The organism is Plantibacter sp. Mn2098, from assembly GCF_049319745.1.
Lineage (GTDB): Bacteria > Actinomycetota > Actinomycetes > Actinomycetales > Microbacteriaceae > Plantibacter.
On sequence record NZ_JBMOUH010000003.1, the window covers coordinates 22,397 to 42,884 of the forward strand.

A 20,488-nucleotide genomic window follows, 5' to 3' on the forward strand; every position below is an offset into this window, starting at 1 on the left:
CCCCTCCTCAGTCTCTTCCAGAATTCAGGAACTTTTTCGCGATTCAGGATCAGCAAGCGGATTCCGTGCCGAGATCGTCCTGAATTCGCGCAGACTTCCTGAATTGTGGAAGTGCTGGACGGGAGAGGGAGAGGGAAGAAGCAGAGGGGGGATCAGAGGGTGGGGAGCAGGAGGTGCGCGACGGTGAAGATGGCCAGGCCGGCGAGGGCGCCGACGATCGTCCCGTTCAACCGGATGAACTGCAGGTCCCGACCGACGAGCAGCTCGATCTTCTCCGTCGTCTCACGGGCGTCCCACCGTTCCACCGTGTCGGTGATGATGCTCGCGATGTCGTGACGGTACCGCGTGACGACATAGCCGAGCGCATCGCTCACCCTGCCATCGACGCGCGCGGAGAGCGTCCGATCCGTGGCCAGCCGCGTGCCGACATCGGCGATGGTCGATGCGATGCGCGCACGCAGCACACTGTCCGGCGCGTCGAGGGCGTCGACGAAAGCCGCCTTCGCCGCCGACCACGTCTTGCCGGCCAGCTCCCGCACACGAGGACTGTCGAGGATGCCGTGTTTGGCGTTCTCGAAGCGGGCGATCGTCTCCGGGTCGTGCTGCAACTGGCCCGAGAGTTCGGTCAGGTACCGATCGAGGGCGATGCGCAACTGGTGGTCGGGATCGGCGCGGACCGCCTGCAAGAACGACACCGCTTCACGGTAGAGCTTGTCGTCCACGAGCCGGTCGACGAACGACGGCACCCAACCGGGCAGCCGACTGGACACGAGTTTCGCGAAGGCCTGCGGGTTCTGGGTGAGCCACTCCGAGGTGCGGTCCACGAGCAGGTCGACGGCGTCGTGGTGGGCGCCGGCCTGGATGATGTGCTCGGCCCACCTGCCGATGTTCGGCGCCCACTCCGGGTTGACGAGGTGCGTCGTCGCGAGGGACTCGACGACCTCGCGGACATCGTCGTCCGACAGGGTTTCGAGGAGACCGCGGACGGCCACGGTCGCCTCTGCCGTCAGCCGCTCCGCGTTCTGCGGCTCGCGCAGCCAGCCGCCGAGCTTCTCCGACACGCTGAAGGTGCTGAGCTTCTCTCGGATGACGTCCTCCGAGAGGAAGTTCGTCTCGACGAATTCGCCCAGGCTGACGCCGATCTCGTCCTTGCGCTTCGGGATGATCGCGGTGTGGGGGATCGGGATGCCGAGCGGATGCCGGAACAGTGCGGTGACAGCAAACCAGTCCGCGAGGGCGCCGACCATACCGCCCTCAGCAGTCGCCCGGACGTATTCGAGCCACGGGTACCGCGATTGCAGGGCGAACGCGACGGCGAAGATGAGCGCCATCAGGATGAGCAGGCCGCTCGCGAGCCGTTTCATCGCGCGGAGTCCGCGGAGCCGGTCGGCGTCGGCGGCGGACAGGCCGCCGAACGGTGCGCGGGGGCCGGACGCCTGATCCGGTGCCTGGATGCTGCCTGTCGGTGTGGCCGTCATGTGGCCATCCTAGGCAGCGGTTGCCGACGGCGCGCCAGCCGGCAGGCATCGGCTGTACCCCCTGGTGGTACTCTGAGCGCGTGATTGAGGACATCAAGAAGCGTGCACTGCACCGAACGAAGATCCTCGAGGGCCAGATGCGCGGTCTCGAGAAGATGATCGAGAACGAGGACTACTGCATGGACATCATCACGCAGTCGTTGGCCATCCAGAAGTCGCTCGGGTCGCTCAACAAGCTGCTCGTGGAGAACCACCTGCGCACACACGTGTCCCACATGTTCGAGGAGGGCGGCGAGCAGAAGGAAGCCGCCATGGCGGAGCTCCTCCGCGTCTTCGAGCTCTCCAACAACCGTTCCTAGCCTTCCCTCCGCCGAGGGGTCGCAAACTGCGGGTGCTGACGCGAAGCACCCGCAGTTCGTGACCCCTCGGCAGAGGGGAACGGGCTAGGGGCCGAGGAGGGCGTTGGCGACGGTGGCGTGCGCGGACTCGGCGTCGGAGGGGTGGAACAGACCGGCCAGGACGTCGCGGTAGAGGCGACCCAGCTCGGACGACGAGAAGTAGCTGCCGCCGCCGGAGACCCGGATCGCCTGATCGACCACCTCGCGGGCCGTCTCCGTCGCACGCACCTTCAACCCGACGAGCTTCGGGAACCAGGCGCCGCCGTGATCGACGAGGTCGTCGATGTCCGCCGCGACCGACGCCAACTGCGGCAGCACCCCGTCGTACGCGATGGCCGCATCGGCGATCCGCCACCTGATGTCCGGGTCCGCGGCGTAGGACGCGCCGTCGTTCTTCTTCGAGGTGCGGCGCTTGGCCGTCTCCACCGCGAGCTGCAGCGCGCGCTCGGCGATGCCCGTGTAGACGGCCGCGATGAGCGTCTCGAAGCACGCGAAGATCCCGAACACGATGGGGTCGGGATTCGGGCCGGGAGCGATGCGGCGCACGATGCGATCGGCGGGAGCCACGGCCCCCTGCAGCACCGTGGTCCGGCTCTGGCTGGCCCGCATCCCGACCGTGTCCCAGTCGTCGCGGATCTCGAAGCCGCCGCCGTCGCGCGGGATGAACCCGTACACGACCTTCGGTCCGTCGGCAGATGCGGTGTCGAGTCCCGTGGTGCCGAGCTGGGTCCAGGCGGGGGAGAGCGAGGTGAAGATCTTGGTGCCGAAGAACCGGTAGGAACCGTCCCCGCCCGGCCTCGCCTCCGTGTCGGAGCCGAACAGCACGAGGTCGTTGCCCGCCTCGCTCACCCCGAACGCGTACAACTCGCCGGCGGCCGCGCCCTCGAGGACGAAGCCGAGCGAGTCGTCGCCACGGTCGCGCAGCAGCTTCGCGACGCCCGTCCAGACCAGGTGCATGTTGATGGCGAGTGCCGTCGCCGGTGCAGCCGTCGCGAGCCGGGACTGCAGCCGGGTGACCTCCCGCAGCCCGAGACCGAGACCGCCGAGCGATGTCGGCACAAACGCCCGCAGGTAGCCGACCGTGCGCAGATCGGCGAGGTCGTCGTCGAAGAACGTGTTCTCGCGGTCGTGCACGGCGGCCCTGGCCCGGATGCGCTCGACGAGCTCGTCGGAGAGCACGGACGCCGGCTCGAACGAGGGACGGGCCGATGCTGACGCCGGGGTTGCCGATGCGGGTGCCGACTCGTTTGCGGACTCGTTTGCTGACTCGGTTGCCGACTCTGCTGCGGCGGGAGGTGTGGTCACCTCCTCATTGTCTCAGCGGGGACCGGCGTTGTCATCGGGGGCGGCCGGTGCCGCCTCAGCCGGCGGCTGGGCAGCCTGCGGCTGCGCAGTCGGCGGCCGGGGAACATCGTTGCTCACCTGGTGAGAGACACCGACCGGTCCGTGCTGCTGGCCGGCAGCGGGCCAGCCGGGTCCAGCAGGCCCGGCAGTCCCAGCAGGCCCACCGTGTCCGCCAGGTGCAGCCGTCCCAGCAGCTCCCGCCGCCTTCGGACGGCGAGACGCCAGACGGACCACCACGATCACCACCGCGGCGATGAGCAGCAGCAGCACGACCCACGGAAGCAGGAATCCGAGCACAACGACCGAGGATGCCGCAGCGCCGAGCAGTGCGTTCCACCCTGCCGCGATCCCACCCCAGAAGTCGTCGGGGCCCCGGGTGTCGACCGTGCCCGGCGAGAAGACGCTCACGGTCACGGCGGAGAACTCCACCTGATCGCGGAGGGCGTCGCGTTGCGCGACGAGGCTGTCCAGCTCCGCCTGACGCTCGGAGAGGCTCGTCTCGGCTGCGAGGAGGTCCGTCGTCGTCGTGGCGGCCGCCATGAGTGCGCGGAGACGGTCGACCGACGACTGCAGCGCGGTGATGCGGGCATCCAGGTCAACAGCCTGGAGCGTGACGTCGACGGCGGACACCGACACGTCGTTGACGGTGGCGAGGCCCTCGATCTTCTTCACGACGGCGTCGAAGTCGGCCTTCGGGATGCGCACGGTGATCGACGACTGGGCGAGCTGGTCAGCGGTGCCCGGCGTCTCGTTGCGGGAGTCGATGCGACCGCCGGCGTCCGTCACGATGGTCGCGACCTTCGCCGCCACGCCGATCGGATCGGCGTCGGTGAGGGTCATCCAACCCGAGGTGATGACCTGAGGCTGCAGCGACGTGGACCCCTGTGAGAAGCCGTCGCCGGCCTCGCTCTTGGACGAGCCGTCGAGGGGACCGTCGGACGTGCTGCCGGATGCGCCGCCTTGCTGGTCGTTCGGCAGCGGCATCGGTTCGCTCGGGATGTACGGCACGGGTGCCGAGCCGGAGGAATTCGATCCTCCGCCGAAGGTGCATCCGCTGAGGAGGAGGGCTGCGGCGAGGGCGCTGGCGGCAGCGACGGTGATGGCGCTCGATCGTCTCATGGGAACACCATAGGGAACCCTCAGGTCGCGCCGCGTGCAGAAGTCCTGGGAAGGCGGTCACGATCTGATCTCGGCCGGCCGGTGCGAGCCTGCAGGCCCGGCGGTCAGCGCTGCTCGAGATCCGCCCACTCGCCGATCGCCTTCATCGTCTCGGCCGGACGTTCCCGCTGCACGTTGTGGCCCGCGCCGACGATCACGGTCATGCTGATCCTCGGGTTGCCGGCCAAGACCTCCGCCGCCAGCCGGCCCGTGAAGAGGCTGTACACGGCGGGGTCAGCCGCGATGACGAACGTCGGAACGGTGAGGGCCAGGGCCGAGGGGCGCACGTCCCACGGCTGGTTCTGCGCGCTCGTCTGCTCGATCGCCCATCGGCTCGCCTGGGTGACGGCCTGGACCTTGAGTTCGACGTCGAGATCGTGCCAGCTCGGGTTCTTCGCTCGGACGGACGCCTCCGTGTTGTCCGCGAACGACGCCTCCTGGCTGGCGCGCACGATCGCCGCGTCACGGTCCTCGACCTGGATGGCCGGGTCGATGAGCACAAGCCGACGCGTCCACGTCTGATCGGTCGCCGCAGCAACCGTCGCCGCAGCGCCACCGAGCGAGTGCCCGACCACGAGGTCCCACCCTCCGCCGCCGTCCGGCCGCGTCGCGACGAGGTCCTCGGCGTAGGACTCCACCCGGTAGTCCTGGGTCCGCGGCGCGAACCCGTGCCCACGGAGATCAACGGCGGTCACGTGCCAGCCGCGGTCGGCGAGGTCGGAGCCGATGCGCCACGTGCTCGGGCCGTTGCTCCCGAGGCCGTGCACCACGAGGGCGGTGCGGGTGGCTGAGGCGTCGCCCCAGATCGTACGGGGCAGTGTCACAGCGGTCATGGCAGCAGCCTAGGGTGCTGCGGCGGCTGGGCGATGTGAGTGGGCTGGGGATTGCAGACCGCCCGCGCACGCGGCCGTCCGACCGCCGACCGGCATCGTCTCAGTCGAGGTCGTCCGGGTCCTTGCCTGTGCGCTCGCCGCTCTCGAGGCCAGCGATCGCCTGCAGGTCCGCATCGTCCAGTTCGAAGTCGAACACGTCGATGTTCGACCGGATGCGGGAGGGGGTGACCGACTTCGGGATCACCACGACGCCCAGCTGGATGTGCCAGCGCAGCACGATCTGCGCGACGTCACGGCCGTGCTTCGCCGCGATCGACTCGAGGACCGCGTTGCCGAGCACCTTGCCTCGGGCGAGCGGAGACCACGCCTCCGTCAGGATGCCGTGCCCGGCGTCGAACTCGCGCACCTCGCGCTGCGGCAACCACGGGTGCAGCTCGACCTGGTGGACGGCCGGGACGACATCGGCGTGGTCCAGGAGACGCACAAGATGGTGCGGGTGGAAGTTGGAGACGCCGATGGAGCGGACCCGCCCGTCGGCCTGCAGCCGTTCGAGCGCACGCCAGGTGTCGAGGTATCGGTCCTGCTTCGGCGCCGGCCAGTGGATGAGGTAGAGGTCGACGGAGTCGAGGCCGAGCAGGTCGATGCTCGTGTCGAACGCGCGCATCGTCTCATCGAACCCCTGATCCGTGTTCCACACCTTCGTCGTGAGGAACAGATCCTCGCGTGGCACGGACGACTCCCGGATCGCCCGGCCGACGCCGCGCTCGTTCTGATAGAGCGTCGCCGTGTCGATGTGCCGGTAACCCGCCTCGATCGCCGTCGTGACGGCGGCCGCGGCCTCGTCGTCCGGGATCTTGTAGACGCCGAGTCCCAGCTGCGGGATCGCGTTGCCGTCGTTGAGGGTCAGGACAGGGGATGGCGTCGTCATGGTTCCATTATCGGTCTCCTGTCCGGGGCCGACGGGAGGTGGTAGCGCGCTCGCCGCCCGCGGATCGGGACGGTTCCCTGTGCCTGCGTCCAGGCATCGCACTCGGCGTCCGTTCAGGCGTCTTCAGCACACTGACATCGGGCGTCGTCGCCCGGGAATGGAAGGAAGCGCATGCCGAAGCTCATGATCGTGGTGGGGAGCGTCCGGCCGAAGCGCGTCGGAGGGGCCGTCGGGGAGTGGGCGCGTGATGCGGCGCTCGCCGATGGACGCTTCGACGTGGACTACGTCGACCTGCGCGAGCTGGCGTTGCCGTTTATGGACGAGGAGGCGCACCCGCGTCTGCGCCGCTACACGCAGCAGCACACGATCTCGTGGGGCGAACGGGTCGATGCAGCGGACGCGTTCCTCTTCATCACCCCCGAGTACAACTACAGCTATGCGCCGGCGGTCAAGAACGCGCTCGACTACCTCATGTTCGAGTGGAGCCGGAAGCCCATCGGCATCGCGAGCTATGGCGGGGTGTCGGCCGGCACGCGCGGTGTGGTCGCGTTGCGGCCCGTGCTGCAGGCGCTCGGTCTGGTGAGCACGGGGGCGAACGTGGAGATCTCCTACGTCTCGAAGCAGGTGGAGGAGGGCGTCTTCATCCCCACCGAGCGGCAGTCGGTCGTGCTCGCGGCGCTCCTCGACGAGCTCGTGGTCCTCGACGCTGCGCTGTCCCCGCTGCGCTGATCCGCCAGCCCTGCCCGGCCCGCCCCGGCCCATCCAGCTGCAGCCCGCGAACTGGCAGTCGTGGCGGTTCTGACGCCCGGTAACCAGCCACGAGTGACAGCTCGCGGGCTCGACGGGGGAGGGCCGGCTAGGGCTAGGAAGGCTGGGTGGAGATGGGCTCGGTGTCGGGGATGGGGCTCGCGTCCCGACCGCGGAGGTCCGGGTGCCAGCGGTGGCCGATCCACGGGATCACGAAGCCGAGGAACGCGAACGCCGCAGCGACCCAGAACGCACCGACGGCGCCCGTGCCGTCGATCAGGAACCCGGCGGCAGCCGATCCCATGGCCGCACCGATGAGCTGACCGGTGCCGACCCAGCCGTACGCTTCCGCCGTGTCGCTGAACTTCACACTCGCCGAGACGATCGCGAACAGCACCGCGAGCGCAGGTGCGATGCCGATGCCGGCGACGAACAGCATGACCGACAGCCACCACACGTTGAGGAACAGGCTCGCGATGGCGAGGCCGATGAACACGATGAAGATGCGCCTGGCGAGGGCGAACGGGCCGATGGGCGTGTGGCCGAGGGCCAGACCGCCGGCGAGCGATCCGATCGAGAAGATCGCCAGGACGACACCGGCCTCGATGCCGTCGTGACCGAAGGTGGCGACGACACCGGCCTCGACCGCTGCACACGCACCGATGAGGAGGAAGCCGACGATCGTCGCGAGGAGCACAGGCGGACGCTTGAGGACCTGACCGAGCTTGCGGCGGCTCTTCGGGATGCGGACCCGGCCGACCTCAGGTGACGCGATGAACCACAGGCCGCCGGCGACCATGATGACCGCCGCGAGCAGGATGCCCCACACCGTGCCGACCTGAGTGGACACGAACGTCGTGACGACCGGGCCGAGCACCCAGATGATCTCCTGCGCCGAGGCGTCGAGGGAGAACAGCGGCGTGAGCTGCTGCGAGGTGACCATCTTCGGGTAGATGGTGCGGACGGCCGGTTGCACAGGCGGCGTGCTGAGGCCGGCGATGAACCCCACCGCCATGTAGAGAGGGACCGTCATGGGCACGAGCGCGATGATCGACACCGTCGACGCGCACACGGCGAGCGTCAGGAGGAGGACTTTGCGGATGCCCCAGACGCCCATCCACCTGCTGGTGAGCGGGCCGGCGATGGCCTGACCGATGCTCGTGGCCGCCAGGACGAGGCCGGCGGCGCCGTAGGAGCCGGTGACGCGTTCGATGTGGAGCAGGAACGCGAGCGAGAGCATGCCGAACGGGAACCGCGCGGTGAGTTGGGCCACGATGATGCGCCCGACGCCGGGGGTTTGAAGAAGGTCACGGTAGCTGCTCACCGGGTCAAGTCTATGGGGGAGATGTGACGCTGTGGCAGGAAACATGTGGACCACAATCCGTTGTGTGCGCGACACGCCGCACACACGACTCGGCGAGGTTCGATGTCGGTGGTCGGGAGGAAAATCGTACCTGTGGATAAGTTCCCCTCGGACGGGGGAGAAAAGGCCGTCAAATCGGCAATTTTCGACCTCTCCGGGGCGTTGTATCCAGAGGTGGATCGGTGGATAACTCGCCAAAAACGGTGGACAACCCGGTGGAAAACTACAGAGGTGTAACTACTAGCCCTTGTGGTGCTTCTGATCGGGCCCAACTATATGTAGTATTGGAACCCTGGCGTAGAGCGCCGGGAAGAACACAAGATTTTGAGGGGAAGGCAGAGAAAGCTATGGCAATCACCGTCTACACGAAGCCCAGTTGCGTCCAGTGCACCGCAACGTACCGCGCACTCGACAAGAAGGGGATCGAGTACAACGTCCTCGACCTCTCCGTCGACGAAGGCGCACTCGAGCAGGTCAAGGCCCTCGGCTACCTGCAGGCCCCCGTCGTCATCACGGAGGAAGACCACTGGTCGGGCTTCCGTCCGGACAAGATCGAGGAACTCGCGGCCCGTCTCGCGTAGCCCGGCAGCGTTATGCCGCTCAGGCGAACACTGCACCAGGAAACACCCGCTTCACACCCGGTAGGAGAACCAGCGTGACCACACGACTGATCTACTTCTCCAGCATCTCGGGGAACACGCATCGGTTTATGGAGAAGCTGGAGATGCCCTCACGGCGCATCCCGCTCTATGCCAAAGACCCTGCGCTCAACGTCGCCGAACCGTTCGTCCTCATCACGCCAACCTACGGCGGAGGGAACGGGGAGGGCGCCGTGCCCAAGCAGGTGGTCCGGTTCCTCAACGACGAGGCCAACCGGACCCTGCTCCGCGGGGTCATCGCCGCAGGCAACACCAATTTCGGTGAAGCCTACGGCCTTGCCGGCGACGTCATCGCCCGCAAGTGCAAGGTCCCCCACCTCTACCGTTTTGAACTCTTTGGAACCCCGGACGATGTGCGCACCGTCCAAGAAGGATTGGACTCATTTTGGTTGCAACACCAACTTCCGTGATCGACGCCCCGTCGACGAGCCAGATGGACTACCACTCGCTCAACGCCATGCTCAACCTGTACGGCCCGAACGGCGAGATCCAGTTCGACAAGGACCGTGAGGCCGCCCGCGAGTTCTTCCTCCAGCACGTCAACCAGAACACGGTCTTCTTCCACTCTCTCAAGGAGCGCCTGGACTACCTGGTCGAGAAGGAGTACTACGAGCAGGCCGTCCTCGACCTATACCCGTTCGAGTTCATCCAGAAGCTCAACGACCTCGCCTACTCGAAGAAGTTCCGTTTCCAGACCTTCCTCGGCGCGTTCAAGTACTACACCTCCTACACGCTCAAGACGTTCGACGGAAAGCGGTACCTGGAGCGCTTCGAGGACCGCGTCGTGATGACCGCCCTCGGCCTCGCGAACGGCGACCAGAAGCTCGCCGTCGCCCTCGTCGAGGAGATCGTCGCCGGCCGGTTCCAGCCGGCCACCCCCACCTTCCTCAACTCGGGCAAGGCCCAGCGCGGCGAACTCGTCTCCTGCTTCCTCCTCCGCATCGAGGACAACATGGAGTCGATCTCGCGCGGCATCAACTCCGCCCTGCAGCTGTCCAAGCGTGGCGGCGGCGTCGCCCTGTCGCTCTCGAACATCCGCGAGTCCGGCGCGCCCATCAAGCAGATCGAGAACCAGTCGAGCGGCATCATCCCCGTGATGAAGCTCCTCGAGGACTCCTTCAGCTACGCCAACCAGCTGGGCGCCCGTCAGGGCGCCGGTGCCGTGTACCTCAACGCGCACCACCCCGACATCCTGCGCTTCCTCGACACCAAGCGTGAGAACGCCGACGAGAAGATCCGCATCAAGACGCTGTCCCTCGGCGTCGTCGTCCCCGACATCACCTTCGAGCTCGCGAAGAAGGGCGAGGACATGTACCTGTTCTCTCCGTACGACGTCGAGCGCGTCTACGGTGTGCCCTTCGGCGACATCTCCATCACGGAGAAGTACCACGAGATGGTCGACGACTCCCGCATCAAGAAGACCAAGATCAACGCCCGCGAGTTCTTCCAGACCATCGCGGAGATCCAGTTCGAGTCCGGGTACCCGTACATCGTGTTCGAGGACACGGTCAACGCGGCCAACCCGATCAAGGGTCGGATCAATATGTCCAACCTGTGCTCGGAGATCCTCCAGGTCAACACGCCGACCACCTACAACGAGGACCTCTCGTACAAGGAGATCGGCAAGGACATCTCCTGCAACCTCGGTTCGCTGAACATCGCGCTCACGATGGACTCGCCCGACTTCGGTCGCACCGTCGAGACGGCCATCCGCGGTCTCACCTCGGTCTCGGACCAGAGCCACATCGCATCGGTCCGTTCCATCGAGGACGGCAACGACAAGTCGCACGCCATCGGCCTCGGCCAGATGAACCTGCACGGCTACCTCGCTCGTGAGCACGTGCACTACGGCAGCGTCGAAGGTATCGACTTCACGAACATCTACTTCTACACGGTCCTGTTCCACGCGCTCCGCGCCTCGAACCTGATCGCCAAGGAGCGCAAGCAGACGTTCGACGGGTTCGCCGACTCCACGTACGCATCTGGCACCTTCTTCGACAAGTACACCGACCAGGTGTGGGAGCCGGAGACGGCTCGCGGTCGTGAGCTGTTCGAGCAGGCCGGCGTCGCCATCCCGACGCAGGCGGACTGGGCAGCCCTCAAGGCGTCCGTCCAGGAGCACGGCATCTACAACCAGAACCTGCAGGCGGTCCCGCCCACCGGTTCCATCTCGTACATCAACAACTCGACCTCGTCGATCCACCCGATCGCCTCGAAGATTGAGATCCGCAAGGAAGGCAAGCTGGGCCGCGTGTACTACCCGGCTCCGTTTATGACGAACGACAACCTCGAGTACTACGAGGACGCCTACGAGATCGGTGCCGAGAAGATCATCGACACGTACGCCGCGGCGACGCAGCACGTGGACCAGGGCCTCTCGCTCACGCTGTTCTTCAAGGACACGGCGACGACGCGCGACATCAACAAGGCTCAGATCTACGCGTGGAAGAAGGGCATCAAGACCATCTACTACATCCGACTCCGCCAGCTCGCGCTGGAGGGCACGGAGGTCGAGGGCTGCGTCAGCTGCATGCTCTAACGGTTCGCGCCGTACTGCGTCGGCTTCGGCGCATCGCACTTCGACAGGCTCAGTGACCACGGTTGCCGCTCAGTGACCACGGTTGGACCGCCGGTCCCTGAGCCTGTCGAAGGGCCACAACAACACACACTTCGCTCAAAGGACACGAACAACATGTCAGAGAAGCTCAAGCTCGTCGACCGGGTGCAGGCGATCAACTGGAACAAGATCGAAGACGAGAAGGACGTCGAAGTCTGGAACCGCCTCGTCAACAACTTCTGGCTGCCGGAGAAGATCCCGCTGTCGAACGACGTCCAGTCGTGGAACACGCTCACTCCCGCCGAGCAGCAGCTCACGATGCGCGTGTTCACGGGCCTGACGCTCCTCGACACGATCCAGGGCACCGTCGGCGCCGTCGCGCTCATCCCCGATGCGATCACCCCGCACGAGGAGGCCGTCTACACGAACATCGCGTTTATGGAGTCGGTCCACGCGAAGAGCTACTCCTCGATCTTCTCCACGCTGAGCTCCACGAAGGAGATCGACGAGGCGTTCCGCTGGTCGGTCGAGAACCCGAACCTGCAGAAGAAGGCGTCCATCGTGATGGACCGCTACCACGGCGACGACCCGCTGAAGCGGAAGGCCGCGTCGACGCTGCTCGAGTCGTTCCTCTTCTACTCCGGCTTCTACCTGCCCATGCACTGGTCGAGCCGCGCGAAGCTCACCAACACGGCAGACATGATCCGTCTGATCATCCGCGACGAGGCCGTGCACGGCTACTACATCGGCTACAAGTTCCAGAAGGGTCTCGAGAAGCTGACCCAGGCCGAGCGCGACGACATCAAGGACTACACGTTCTCGCTGCTCTACGAGCTGTACGAGAACGAGGTCCAGTACACGCAGGATCTGTACGACGAGGTCGGACTGACCGAGGACGTCAAGAAGTTCCTGCACTACAACGCCAACAAGGCCCTCATGAACCTCGGCTACGAGCCGATGTTCCCGAAGACCGTCACCGACGTGAACCCGGCGATCCTCTCGGCGCTCTCGCCGAACGCGGACGAGAACCACGACTTCTTCTCGGGGTCCGGTTCCTCGTACGTGATCGGCAAGGCCGTCGTCACCGAGGACGAGGACTGGGACTTCTAAGCACCAGCCTGTTGAGCGGACTCCGGTCCGCATCGCAGAAGGAGATCCGCATCGCAGAAGGACCGATTCCCCGGAATCAGCCTTCTGTGGTGCGGATCTCCTTGTTTTGTGCCGGGGGGAGGATCCGCGGAGCGGCGGGACGCGCTGGCAGGACGACGAGGGAGACCGCGGCGCCGGCGAGCACGAGGCCCGCTACCGTCGCGAGGGTGAGCGGCTCACCGAAGAGGAGCGCCCCGAGCACCGCGGTCGTCGGCGCCACGAGGAAGAGCAGCGCGTTGAGCGACGTGATGCCGATGCGGCGCATCAGGATCCAGTAGAGCCCGTACGCGGCGAGTGTTGGGACGGCCGCGAGGAACAGGATCGTCAGCCAGAAGTCGGGGCTCGCGGGCGGCCGGAGCGTGCCGGTCGCGAGTGCGAGGATCACGAAGGCGATGGCGGCGACCGAGGTGTGGACCGTGAGCGTGTCGAACACCGACATCTCGACGGGATGTCTGCGCTCCCAGAACGTCCCGAACACGAGGCTCGCCATCGCGCACAGGGGGAGTGTGTACGCCCAGATCGGTGCGGTGGTGCTCGCGATGTCGCTCGCGACGATCAGGACGACGCCGAGCGCACCCAGTGCGAGGCCGACCCACTGCAGGGCTCGGACGCGAAGCCTGAGGAGCGGGCCGACGAGCGTCGCGACCACGATCGGCTGCACCGCATCGATGAGCGCGGTCGTGCCGGCGCTGACGCCCAGTCCGATCGCGAGGTAGACCGGCAGGACGTAGCCGAACTGCGAGCTCAGACCGATGACCGCCTGCGTCGTGAGCGCCGGTCTGCTGGGGTGCGGAACGCGGTGCATGCGGTGTCGGACGATCGCGACGAGCACGAGTCCGGCCGCGAGCGGGACGAAACGCCAGACCAGCAGGGTCATCGGTGCGACGTCGACCGTGCCGAGCTTCGCGGCGAGGAAGCCGGAGCTCCAACTGAGCACGAACGCCGCCGAGAGCGCCACAAGACCGAGCGTCGATAGTATACCGATCTGTTTACCCATGGGTTCGAGTATACAGAGTGGTATATTTCCTGCATGACCATCTCGGATCTGATGCCGCTCGGGCCGGAGCCCGCGCTCACGAAGGCCGCACGCCGCATCCTCGACGCCGCATCCGGGCTCTTCTACGAACAGGGCATTCACGCGGTCGGTGTCGACACCATCGCCGAAAACGCGGGTGTGACGAAGAAGACGATCTACGACCGCTTCGGCTCGAAGGAAGCGCTCGTCGTCGCGTACCTGCAGGATCGTGACCGTCGGTGGCGGACGTTCCTGGAGTCCTCGCTCGCCGAAACCGTCGGGTTGCCCGGCGCCGATCGCATCCTCGCCGTCTACGACATCTCCGAGCAGTGGGCGGAACGCAACAGCACCAACGGGTGCAGCGCAATCAACGCGCAGGCGGAGATCCCCGATGCGAGCTACCCGAGCCACACCGAGGTGGTCAGGCAGAAGGCGTGGATGCATGCCGTGTTCCGGCGGCTGTGCGTCGAGGCGGAGGCGGGGGACTCGGCGGAGGCGGCGGATTCGGCGGATTCGGCGGATTCGGATGCCGACGCCGATGAGCTCGCCCACGCGCTGATGCTCCTGTACGAGGGTGCCCTCGTGACGCTCGGCATGGGCACGTTCGAGCACCCGTTCCGGAGTGCGCGGCGTGCTGCGGGAGCGTTGCTCGGGCGTTGAGGACCTTGCATCCGCGCGCCTGTGCCGATGAGAGTGCGCCGATGGGCGTGCACCGCAGCAGGAGATCCGCGCGAGGGAAGGACTGATCGCGCGCATTCATCCTTCTGCCGGGCGGTTCTCCTACAGCCGTGCGGGCGGTCCGCCCTCCGCGCCGAACCACTTCCGCACTCGGCGGACCAGGGCGGACTGGTCGTCGCCGAGCCACACTACATGGCCGTCCGGGCGGAGCAGCGCCGCGGGCGCGCCGAGATGGTCGCTGAGGTCACCGGCGCCGCTCACCACATCGATGCGGTCCTCCCAGCCTGCGACGGAGAGCGTGCCCGACTGATCGAGGAGGAGTCCGCGACCGTCGTGCAGCAGCTCGTAGAGTCGGCCGTGCGCAAGAGGGATGTCACGCAGGCGTCGGCCGAGGAGGTCCGGCGCGTCCTCATCGCCTGGGCCGTCGCCGACGCCGACGTCGTACCGGATGCCGATCGAGCTGATCCGCTCGGCGAGGAGGCGACTCACGTCGTCGAACTCCATCAGCTCCGCGAGCAGGCGGCGGACGGCCTGGGGGCCCGGCTCGGGGGAGAGCAGCACACTCTGCGCGCGCGTGATGGTGAGGACGTCCTCCGCGACGGGACGCCGCTCGGTCTCGTACCCGTCGAGGAGGCCGTCTGGCGCCCAGCCATCCACCTCGGCGGCGAGCTTCCAGCCGAGATTGAACGCGTCCTGGATCCCCAGGTTGAGGCCCTGCCCGCCGAGGGGCGGGTGGACGTGCGCGGCATCGCCGGCCAGGAGGACGCGACCCACGCGATACCGCTCGGCGAGCCGTGTGGCATCGCTGAATCGCGACAGCCACTTCGGGTCGTGCGCGCCGAAGTCGGTGCCGGCGAAGGCGAGCAGCTGCGTCCTGAACTCGTCCATGGTCGGCGGGACCGAGCGGTCCTCCGTCACGCTCGCGGCCGGGACGACCGCCCGGTACAGTCCGTCGCCCGCCGGGCCGATGCCGAAGCCCCGATGCGTCTGGCGCACCCGGTCCGACACCGCGGCCACCTCATCGGCCGGCATCGTGATGGCGACCTCGCCGAGCAGCCACTCCGTCTGGGCGGCCTCGCCGGGGAATCCGACGCCGAGGAGTGTGCGAACGAGGCTGCGGCCGCCGTCGCAGCCGACGAGCCAGCGGGACCGCACGCGCGTGCCGTCAGCGAGGTCGACGTCGACGCCGTCCTCGTCCTGCGTGAATCCCGTCACCCGGGCACCACGACGGATCTCCGCCCCGAGCTCCTCGGCACGTTCGGTCAGGAGGCGGTCGGTGATCGGCTGCGGGATGCCGAGGATGTAGGCGTGCGCGGAGTCCAACTCGACCGGTGCGCCCGTGGTGATGCCGGCGAATCGGCCCACACCGCCCGGATACTGCGTGCCGGCGGCGAGGAACCGGTCGAGGATGCCGCGTTGATCCAGTATCTCGATGCTCCGCGGATGCAGGCCGAGCGAGCGGACCGCCGTGCTCGGTTCACGGTCCTTCTCGAGGACGAGCACGCCGACGCCGTGCAGCCGCAGCTCGCTCGCGAGCATCATCCCCGTCGGGCCGCCACCGCAGATGATCACATCGAACACGTCGAACTCCAATCGGGATGCCGGCCGTCCACCATTCTCGCCCGTGGGCGGAGCTTGCACCACCTCAGCCGTGACGGTGGAGGTGGAAGCGGAGGCGGGGCGGACGAGAGACGCCGGTGCCTGGTGTGCAGCCGGTGCCGGACGACGGTCAGAGCGGGGGACTGATCCGTCGTCCGGTGCCGACCGGTCGGGTGCAAGCGGCTGTGGATCACACCACAGACGTGCCCGACCGCTTGGAGGCCAGATTGACGCCGGGTCGGGGCGTCGGCGGGAGGTCAGGATGGCGGCGGCGGTGTTCCTCTCCGATGCGGGCCGCCGTCGCACGGGCGGGTGCGGTGCTCGAGGTGTCGCAGTGCGATCGAGAGGCAGATGAAGCCGACCGCGAGTGGCAGCCCGAAGACCGTCCAGGCTCGGCCGACGATGCTGATGACTTCGAGCCCGAGGTCGACGTCGACCACCGGGCGCAGCATCGTGAGAACCTGCCGGTCGAAGAGCTGGTTCGCGGTACCGACGACCGCGAGGACGATGCCCCAGACGAGGAGGCGGCGGGGGATCGTGCCGATGGGCGGCCGGCGCGCTGGGTCATCCTCGATCCACGGTGCGTCGCCCCGCCAGGGGGTGTCGTCGAGCATGATCAGCCTCCTGAATGTGGATCGCCCGGGGTCGGGGATTCAGTGCTGGGCCGGGTGAAGCCGACCGCGCACGCGGCTTTGATCTCCGAGCCCAACGAGGAGAGCCGGATGTTGAGGGGCTCAGTGGCCGGGTCGGACGTCGAAGAATCCGTCAGTCGTCCCGCGAGGCGCTCGACGATCGTGGTGATGCCGGGGAGGACGCGCTCCGTGTCCGCGAGGTCCGTGCTGGGCGCGGAGGCTTCGTCGATGAACTGCTGCACGAGCTGGCTCACGGTCGTCGAGCAGGAGCCGATGCGCTCCTGGTCCGGCGTCAGCTGCTGCGGTCGGATGGCGGGGGTCGGGGTGGGCCTGGTGTTCAGCCCGAGACGCTCGGCGAGGGTGGTCAGCCGCCCGGGTGTGCCGATGGCGAACCAGTTCGCGCCGACGATCACCTGCTGCGCACGCGAGAGGACGGGCAGCCAATCGACGAGCGTCTGATCGACGGACGACTCCCGTTCGTAGGCGCGGACGAGAATCGCCTCGTCCGCCGTGACGTAGCAGTCGATCCCGCGCATCGCATCGAAGAAGTGCAGATCGTCCAGGAGGACGTCTGACCGGAGGCAGTCGAGGGCGTCGTGGAGGCGTGGGACGTCATCGAGTTCGAGACGTGAGGCGGACGCATCGTCACCGCCGGCAGCCGCCTCCGGGGTGGTCGCAGTCGTCGGCAACGCGGTGCAGCCCGTTACCGCGCTGCCGACGGCGATCACTGCGAGCAGGGAGCGCGCGTGCAACGTGACAGCGGGCGATGGCATCGGGTCACCGCCACCGGACACCGGTCACGGCCGAATCCCACGTCAGGCCGCGCACCTTCGCGACGGTGTACACCTTGCCGATCGTGACCTGCCCGCCGCCCTCCTTGCCACAACCGATCGGCACCCACTGCGGGGTCCACGAGCCGCCGATCAGCTGATATCCGCGGCCGTGCACACACGCGCTGCCGTTCGTCCCGTCGACGAACCACTGGTAGCCATGCCATGCGTCGTCCGTCGTGCCGATGAGCGAGCATCCGTCCACGGAGACGTGCCAGTCTCCGCCGGAGAGCAGTCCCAAGCGGTACCAGTCGCACGCGCGCGTGGCCGAGTCCTGGGTTGCCGGCTCCTGGGTGACCGCGTCCTGCACGACGGGCTCCTGGGCGGCGGCGGTTGTCGTGGGATCGCCGATCCAGGTGGTGCCGACGTCGCCCGTGTCGTCGAGGACGATCGCCTGGCCCGTCGGTGGTGCTGCGGGATCGATCTGGAACGCCGACAGGTCGATCGTCCAGGTGTCGGGTGACGCCGGTGCGGGTGCCGGCGTCGGGGCGTCGTTGTCGACGGTGCTGCCGAGTGCGGCGGCGGTGTCGTCCGTGTACAGGTTGCCCGCCAGTCCGACGGCGAGTCCGAGCGACGCAGCGCCGGCAGCGAGACGATGGATCCGCTTGCGCATGATGTTCCCTTCCGCACTGCCCGCTGCCTCCGGATGGTCTCCGGTTGGCTCTGAGGATACGCGGCAATGTGTTCAGAATCAATGCTTCTATACCAAGTCGCTCCGATACTCCAGTCGAGACCGTGGGGCGGCCCTGGTGGGACGGGAACGGCCCCGCAGCGGAACCGATCCGAGGATGGTCGTGCTGCGGGGCCGTGATCGAGTCGCGTCCCGCGGCGATGCGGTAATGCGGTGCTGCGCGCTACTCGCTCGCCGCCTCTGCGTCGACGTGGCCGCCAGCGCGTCGCCGCAGCAGGAGCAGGCCGCCGACGAGGAGGAGCGCGAGGGCGGCGACGCCACCCGTGAGCGATGCTCCGGTGCTCACGAGCGATGTCGCCGAGGAGCCTCCGGCGGTCGCCCCGTTCGTCGAGCCGTTGCCGCCGTTGCCGCCGCCGTCAGCCGGCGAACCCGGGGTCCCTGGTGTCCCAGGCGTTGTGCCCGGGTCGGTCGGGGTCGTCGGATCGGTCGGCGCGGTCACCGCTGCGCGCGTGAACGCGATCGACACCGGGTTGGGGTGCTTGTTCTTGTCGAGGGACGCCCCGGTCGTGTACCACCACGCGCGGATCTGCGGGTCGAGGCAGTCGAGGAAGGACGCGGGGTAGGAGTTGGCGTGCACGATGCCGTCACCATCCGTGTATGCGCGGCCCTGGAACTCGGGCTGCGCCTGGATCGAGATCGTCTCGGTCTTCGCCTGGGCCTGGTCGGCCGCCTCTGTCCTGGCGCTGCTCGCCTGTGCATCGACCCCCTGTGATCCGCTCGCCTGAGGGGCGCCGAACTGGAGGGCGCCCGCCGGGAACGTCGCGACATCGACCCTCGAGAACCCCGCGCTGACATCGGTCTCGGAGACCGACCAGGAGACGTCGAAGCTCAGCGTGCCAGAGCCGTCCGCGGCCGCGGTGAGCAACGGGTTGCCGAACGTCATGAGCACCTGTGGCGCCAGGACGGGGTAGGGGTGCAGGCGGAAGCCGTCGTTCCAGGTGAGCTGGGTCTGGCCGGTGGCCGGCACGGACCAGCCGGTGCCGCCCGTGAAGGTGAATGCGTCGCCCTCGCCCTTCGTGACCGTGCCGAACTGGTCGCTCGCCCACGCCCTGGCGTAGTCGGAGACGGACCAGGAGAGCTTCTGGTCGCTCGTTGCGACCGCCCCGGCCGGTGCGGCGGAGAGGGTCGCGCCTGCCGGACCCGGCCAGGGGCCCGGTGTCGGCGTCGTCGGGTCCGTCGGTCCCTGTCCAGGCGAGAACGGCAGCGGCGTCACGGGAGCGATCGCCCCCGTGCGTGCGATGACGCTCACCCGGCCGGAGTAGGGGTGGCTGACGAATGCGCGATCTCCGGCGCCGTTGACGGCCAGGCCCCAGATATCGGCGCTTCCCGCACCGGTGCCGTTGGTGATGCCGAGTGCCGAGAAGTCGATCTTCTCGGCGGCGGTCCACGTGTTCGGGCTCACGACGCTCAGCGCGTTGTCGAACCCGTTCGACGCGTAGACCTCGTGGGTGACGTCGTTGACGGCGAGCTGCCTCGTCGTGTCGCCCAGATCGATCGCCGTGCCGCGGAACTTCGCGGTCGTCGTGTCGATCGTGAGGAGTTTGGTGTCGTACCAGTCGTCCATAAATGACGGGTCGACGCCAACGTAGAGGTGCCCGAGGGCTTCATCGATCGCGAGGGTCTGCGGCCCGCCGCCGATCTCCGCGCCGTCGACCATAAACGTCGCGATGGGGGTCGCCACCGTGTTCATCCAGGTCTTCGTGATCGAGCTGAACGCGGTGATGACGCCCGCTCGCGCCTCGGAGATCCAGAGGAGCCGGTTCGTGGCGTCGTACGCCAGATCGCTGATGCGCGGGAAGCGCTGCGAGCTGATCGACACCTCCGCGCTCACAACGCCGGTCGACGGCGTGACCGTCACGATGCCGGTGTCTGCGATGTAGAGGTCGCCCGTGACCGAGTCGAGGACCATCTTCCCCGGGAACGTCGGCACGCCGGAGATGACCTTCGTGACGGTGTTGGTGCGGGTGTCGATGACGCTCAGTGTGCCGCTGCGGTAGTGGAGCACGTAGAGGGCGTGGGCGTTCTCGTCGACGACGAGGGATGACGGCTCGGCATCGGCGAGCTCGATGGACTGTCCGGACGGCGCACCCGTCGTGGCATCGAGCCAGGTGATCGCCCCAGGCTTGCCCGAGCCTCGATCCACGGGAACGTACACGCGGTTGTCGGCGCGGTCCGCGGCGATCATCCTGGCTCCGCTGCCCGCCGGGACGGTCGAGAGCACACTGTGGTGCTGTTCTGCGGATGGGGCTGCGTCGGCGCGGGTCTGGCCCGCGTGGGCGGCGGGGGCTGCGAACAGCCCGATGCCGATCGTGGCGGCGACGGCCACGGCCATCGCCGACGCCCGGCGTCGTGTCCTGGACACGGTCATGGGTTCTCCTGGTGTGCTGGTGCTGCTGTGGGTGCGGGGTGCGGGGTCTGAGGTGTGGATG

At 67.6% G+C, this 20,488-nt stretch carries 19 protein-coding genes; 7 read left to right on the forward strand and 12 right to left on the reverse strand.

Going from position 1 to position 20,488, the window contains the following annotated elements:
* Positions 1-152: 152 nt before the first annotated feature.
* Positions 153-1,478, reverse strand: a complete 1,326-nt coding sequence (locus tag ACL9RL_RS05635) for a DUF445 domain-containing protein (RefSeq protein ID WP_422779243.1) — start codon at positions 1,476-1,478, stop codon at positions 153-155.
* An 80-nt stretch (positions 1,479-1,558) separates the two neighbouring features.
* Here ACL9RL_RS05635 and ACL9RL_RS05640 point away from each other — a divergent pair, with 80 nt between their 5' ends.
* Complete coding sequence (locus ACL9RL_RS05640) at positions 1,559-1,837, forward strand: metal-sensitive transcriptional regulator (RefSeq protein ID WP_422779244.1); 279 nt, start codon at positions 1,559-1,561, stop codon at positions 1,835-1,837.
* Between the two features lie 84 nt (positions 1,838-1,921).
* Here ACL9RL_RS05640 and ACL9RL_RS05645 read toward each other — a convergent pair whose 3' ends face one another.
* From ACL9RL_RS05645 to ACL9RL_RS05660, 4 genes are all read right to left on the reverse strand, one after another.
* Positions 1,922-3,055 carry an acyl-CoA dehydrogenase family protein gene (locus tag ACL9RL_RS05645; protein ID WP_422779560.1) on the reverse strand — a complete coding sequence of 378 codons (1,134 nt, stop codon included), beginning with the start codon at positions 3,053-3,055 and terminating at the stop codon, positions 1,922-1,924.
* 138 nt (positions 3,056-3,193) lie between these two features.
* Entirely contained in the window at positions 3,194-4,339 is a 1,146-nt protein-coding gene (locus ACL9RL_RS05650) for a DUF4349 domain-containing protein (protein ID WP_422779245.1), read from the reverse strand.
* A gap of 104 nt (positions 4,340-4,443) precedes the next feature.
* Positions 4,444-5,211 carry an alpha/beta fold hydrolase gene (locus ACL9RL_RS05655; RefSeq protein WP_422779246.1) on the reverse strand — a complete coding sequence of 256 codons (768 nt, stop codon included), beginning with the start codon at positions 5,209-5,211 and terminating at the stop codon, positions 4,444-4,446.
* 100 nt (positions 5,212-5,311) lie between these two features.
* Entirely contained in the window at positions 5,312-6,139 is an 828-nt protein-coding gene (locus tag ACL9RL_RS05660; protein WP_422779247.1) for an aldo/keto reductase, read from the reverse strand.
* A 171-nt stretch (positions 6,140-6,310) separates the two neighbouring features.
* Here ACL9RL_RS05660 and ACL9RL_RS05665 point away from each other — a divergent pair, with 171 nt between their 5' ends.
* Positions 6,311-6,868, forward strand: coding sequence for an NADPH-dependent FMN reductase (locus tag ACL9RL_RS05665; RefSeq protein WP_422779248.1), 558 nt, complete (start codon positions 6,311-6,313; stop codon positions 6,866-6,868).
* A 133-nt stretch (positions 6,869-7,001) separates the two neighbouring features.
* Here ACL9RL_RS05665 and ACL9RL_RS05670 read toward each other — a convergent pair whose 3' ends face one another.
* A complete protein-coding gene (locus ACL9RL_RS05670) occupies positions 7,002-8,210 on the reverse strand; it encodes an MFS transporter (RefSeq protein ID WP_422779249.1) in 1,209 nt (402 codons plus the stop codon).
* A 386-nt stretch (positions 8,211-8,596) separates the two neighbouring features.
* Here ACL9RL_RS05670 and nrdH point away from each other — a divergent pair, with 386 nt between their 5' ends.
* The 4 genes from nrdH to nrdF all read left to right on the forward strand — a co-directional run bounded on the left by nrdH (position 8,597) and on the right by nrdF (position 12,575).
* The gene (nrdH, locus tag ACL9RL_RS05675; protein ID WP_422779250.1) at positions 8,597-8,830 is read left to right on the forward strand and encodes a glutaredoxin-like protein NrdH; all 234 of its coding nucleotides are present in this window, start codon (positions 8,597-8,599) and stop codon (positions 8,828-8,830) included.
* A 74-nt stretch (positions 8,831-8,904) separates the two neighbouring features.
* Positions 8,905-9,318 carry a class Ib ribonucleoside-diphosphate reductase assembly flavoprotein NrdI gene (gene nrdI / locus ACL9RL_RS05680; RefSeq protein WP_422779251.1) on the forward strand — a complete coding sequence of 138 codons (414 nt, stop codon included), beginning with the start codon at positions 8,905-8,907 and terminating at the stop codon, positions 9,316-9,318.
* Positions 9,319-9,341: 23 nt separating this feature from the next.
* Positions 9,342-11,447, forward strand: a complete 2,106-nt coding sequence (nrdE, locus tag ACL9RL_RS05685) for a class 1b ribonucleoside-diphosphate reductase subunit alpha (RefSeq protein WP_422779561.1) — start codon at positions 9,342-9,344, stop codon at positions 11,445-11,447.
* Positions 11,448-11,600: 153 nt separating this feature from the next.
* Complete coding sequence (nrdF, locus tag ACL9RL_RS05690) at positions 11,601-12,575, forward strand: class 1b ribonucleoside-diphosphate reductase subunit beta (RefSeq protein ID WP_422779252.1); 975 nt, start codon at positions 11,601-11,603, stop codon at positions 12,573-12,575.
* Positions 12,576-12,651: 76 nt separating this feature from the next.
* Here nrdF and ACL9RL_RS05695 read toward each other — a convergent pair whose 3' ends face one another.
* Positions 12,652-13,611 (reverse strand): DMT family transporter, encoded by a 960-nt coding sequence (locus ACL9RL_RS05695; RefSeq protein ID WP_422779253.1) that lies wholly within the window; start codon positions 13,609-13,611, stop codon positions 12,652-12,654.
* A 33-nt stretch (positions 13,612-13,644) separates the two neighbouring features.
* On the opposite strand from ACL9RL_RS05695, the gene ACL9RL_RS05700 reads away from it, so the two are divergent.
* Positions 13,645-14,289 carry a TetR/AcrR family transcriptional regulator gene (locus tag ACL9RL_RS05700; RefSeq protein WP_422779254.1) on the forward strand — a complete coding sequence of 215 codons (645 nt, stop codon included), beginning with the start codon at positions 13,645-13,647 and terminating at the stop codon, positions 14,287-14,289.
* 120 nt (positions 14,290-14,409) lie between these two features.
* Here ACL9RL_RS05700 and rox read toward each other — a convergent pair whose 3' ends face one another.
* From rox to ACL9RL_RS05725, 5 genes are all read right to left on the reverse strand, one after another.
* Positions 14,410-15,888 carry a rifampin monooxygenase gene (rox, locus tag ACL9RL_RS05705; protein WP_422779255.1) on the reverse strand — a complete coding sequence of 493 codons (1,479 nt, stop codon included), beginning with the start codon at positions 15,886-15,888 and terminating at the stop codon, positions 14,410-14,412.
* A 275-nt stretch (positions 15,889-16,163) separates the two neighbouring features.
* Positions 16,164-16,520, reverse strand: a complete 357-nt coding sequence (locus tag ACL9RL_RS05710; protein WP_422779256.1) for a hypothetical protein — start codon at positions 16,518-16,520, stop codon at positions 16,164-16,166.
* Between the two features lie 2 nt (positions 16,521-16,522).
* A complete protein-coding gene (locus ACL9RL_RS05715) occupies positions 16,523-17,311 on the reverse strand; it encodes a hypothetical protein (RefSeq protein ID WP_422779257.1) in 789 nt (262 codons plus the stop codon).
* Positions 17,312-17,315: 4 nt separating this feature from the next.
* Positions 17,316-17,981, reverse strand: coding sequence for a hypothetical protein (locus tag ACL9RL_RS05720; protein ID WP_422779258.1), 666 nt, complete (start codon positions 17,979-17,981; stop codon positions 17,316-17,318).
* Positions 17,982-18,222: 241 nt separating this feature from the next.
* Positions 18,223-20,427: a hypothetical protein gene (locus ACL9RL_RS05725; RefSeq protein ID WP_422779259.1), complete on the reverse strand. Its 2,205-nt coding sequence runs from the start codon at positions 20,425-20,427 to the stop codon at positions 18,223-18,225.
* Positions 20,428-20,488 lie beyond the last annotated feature (61 nt).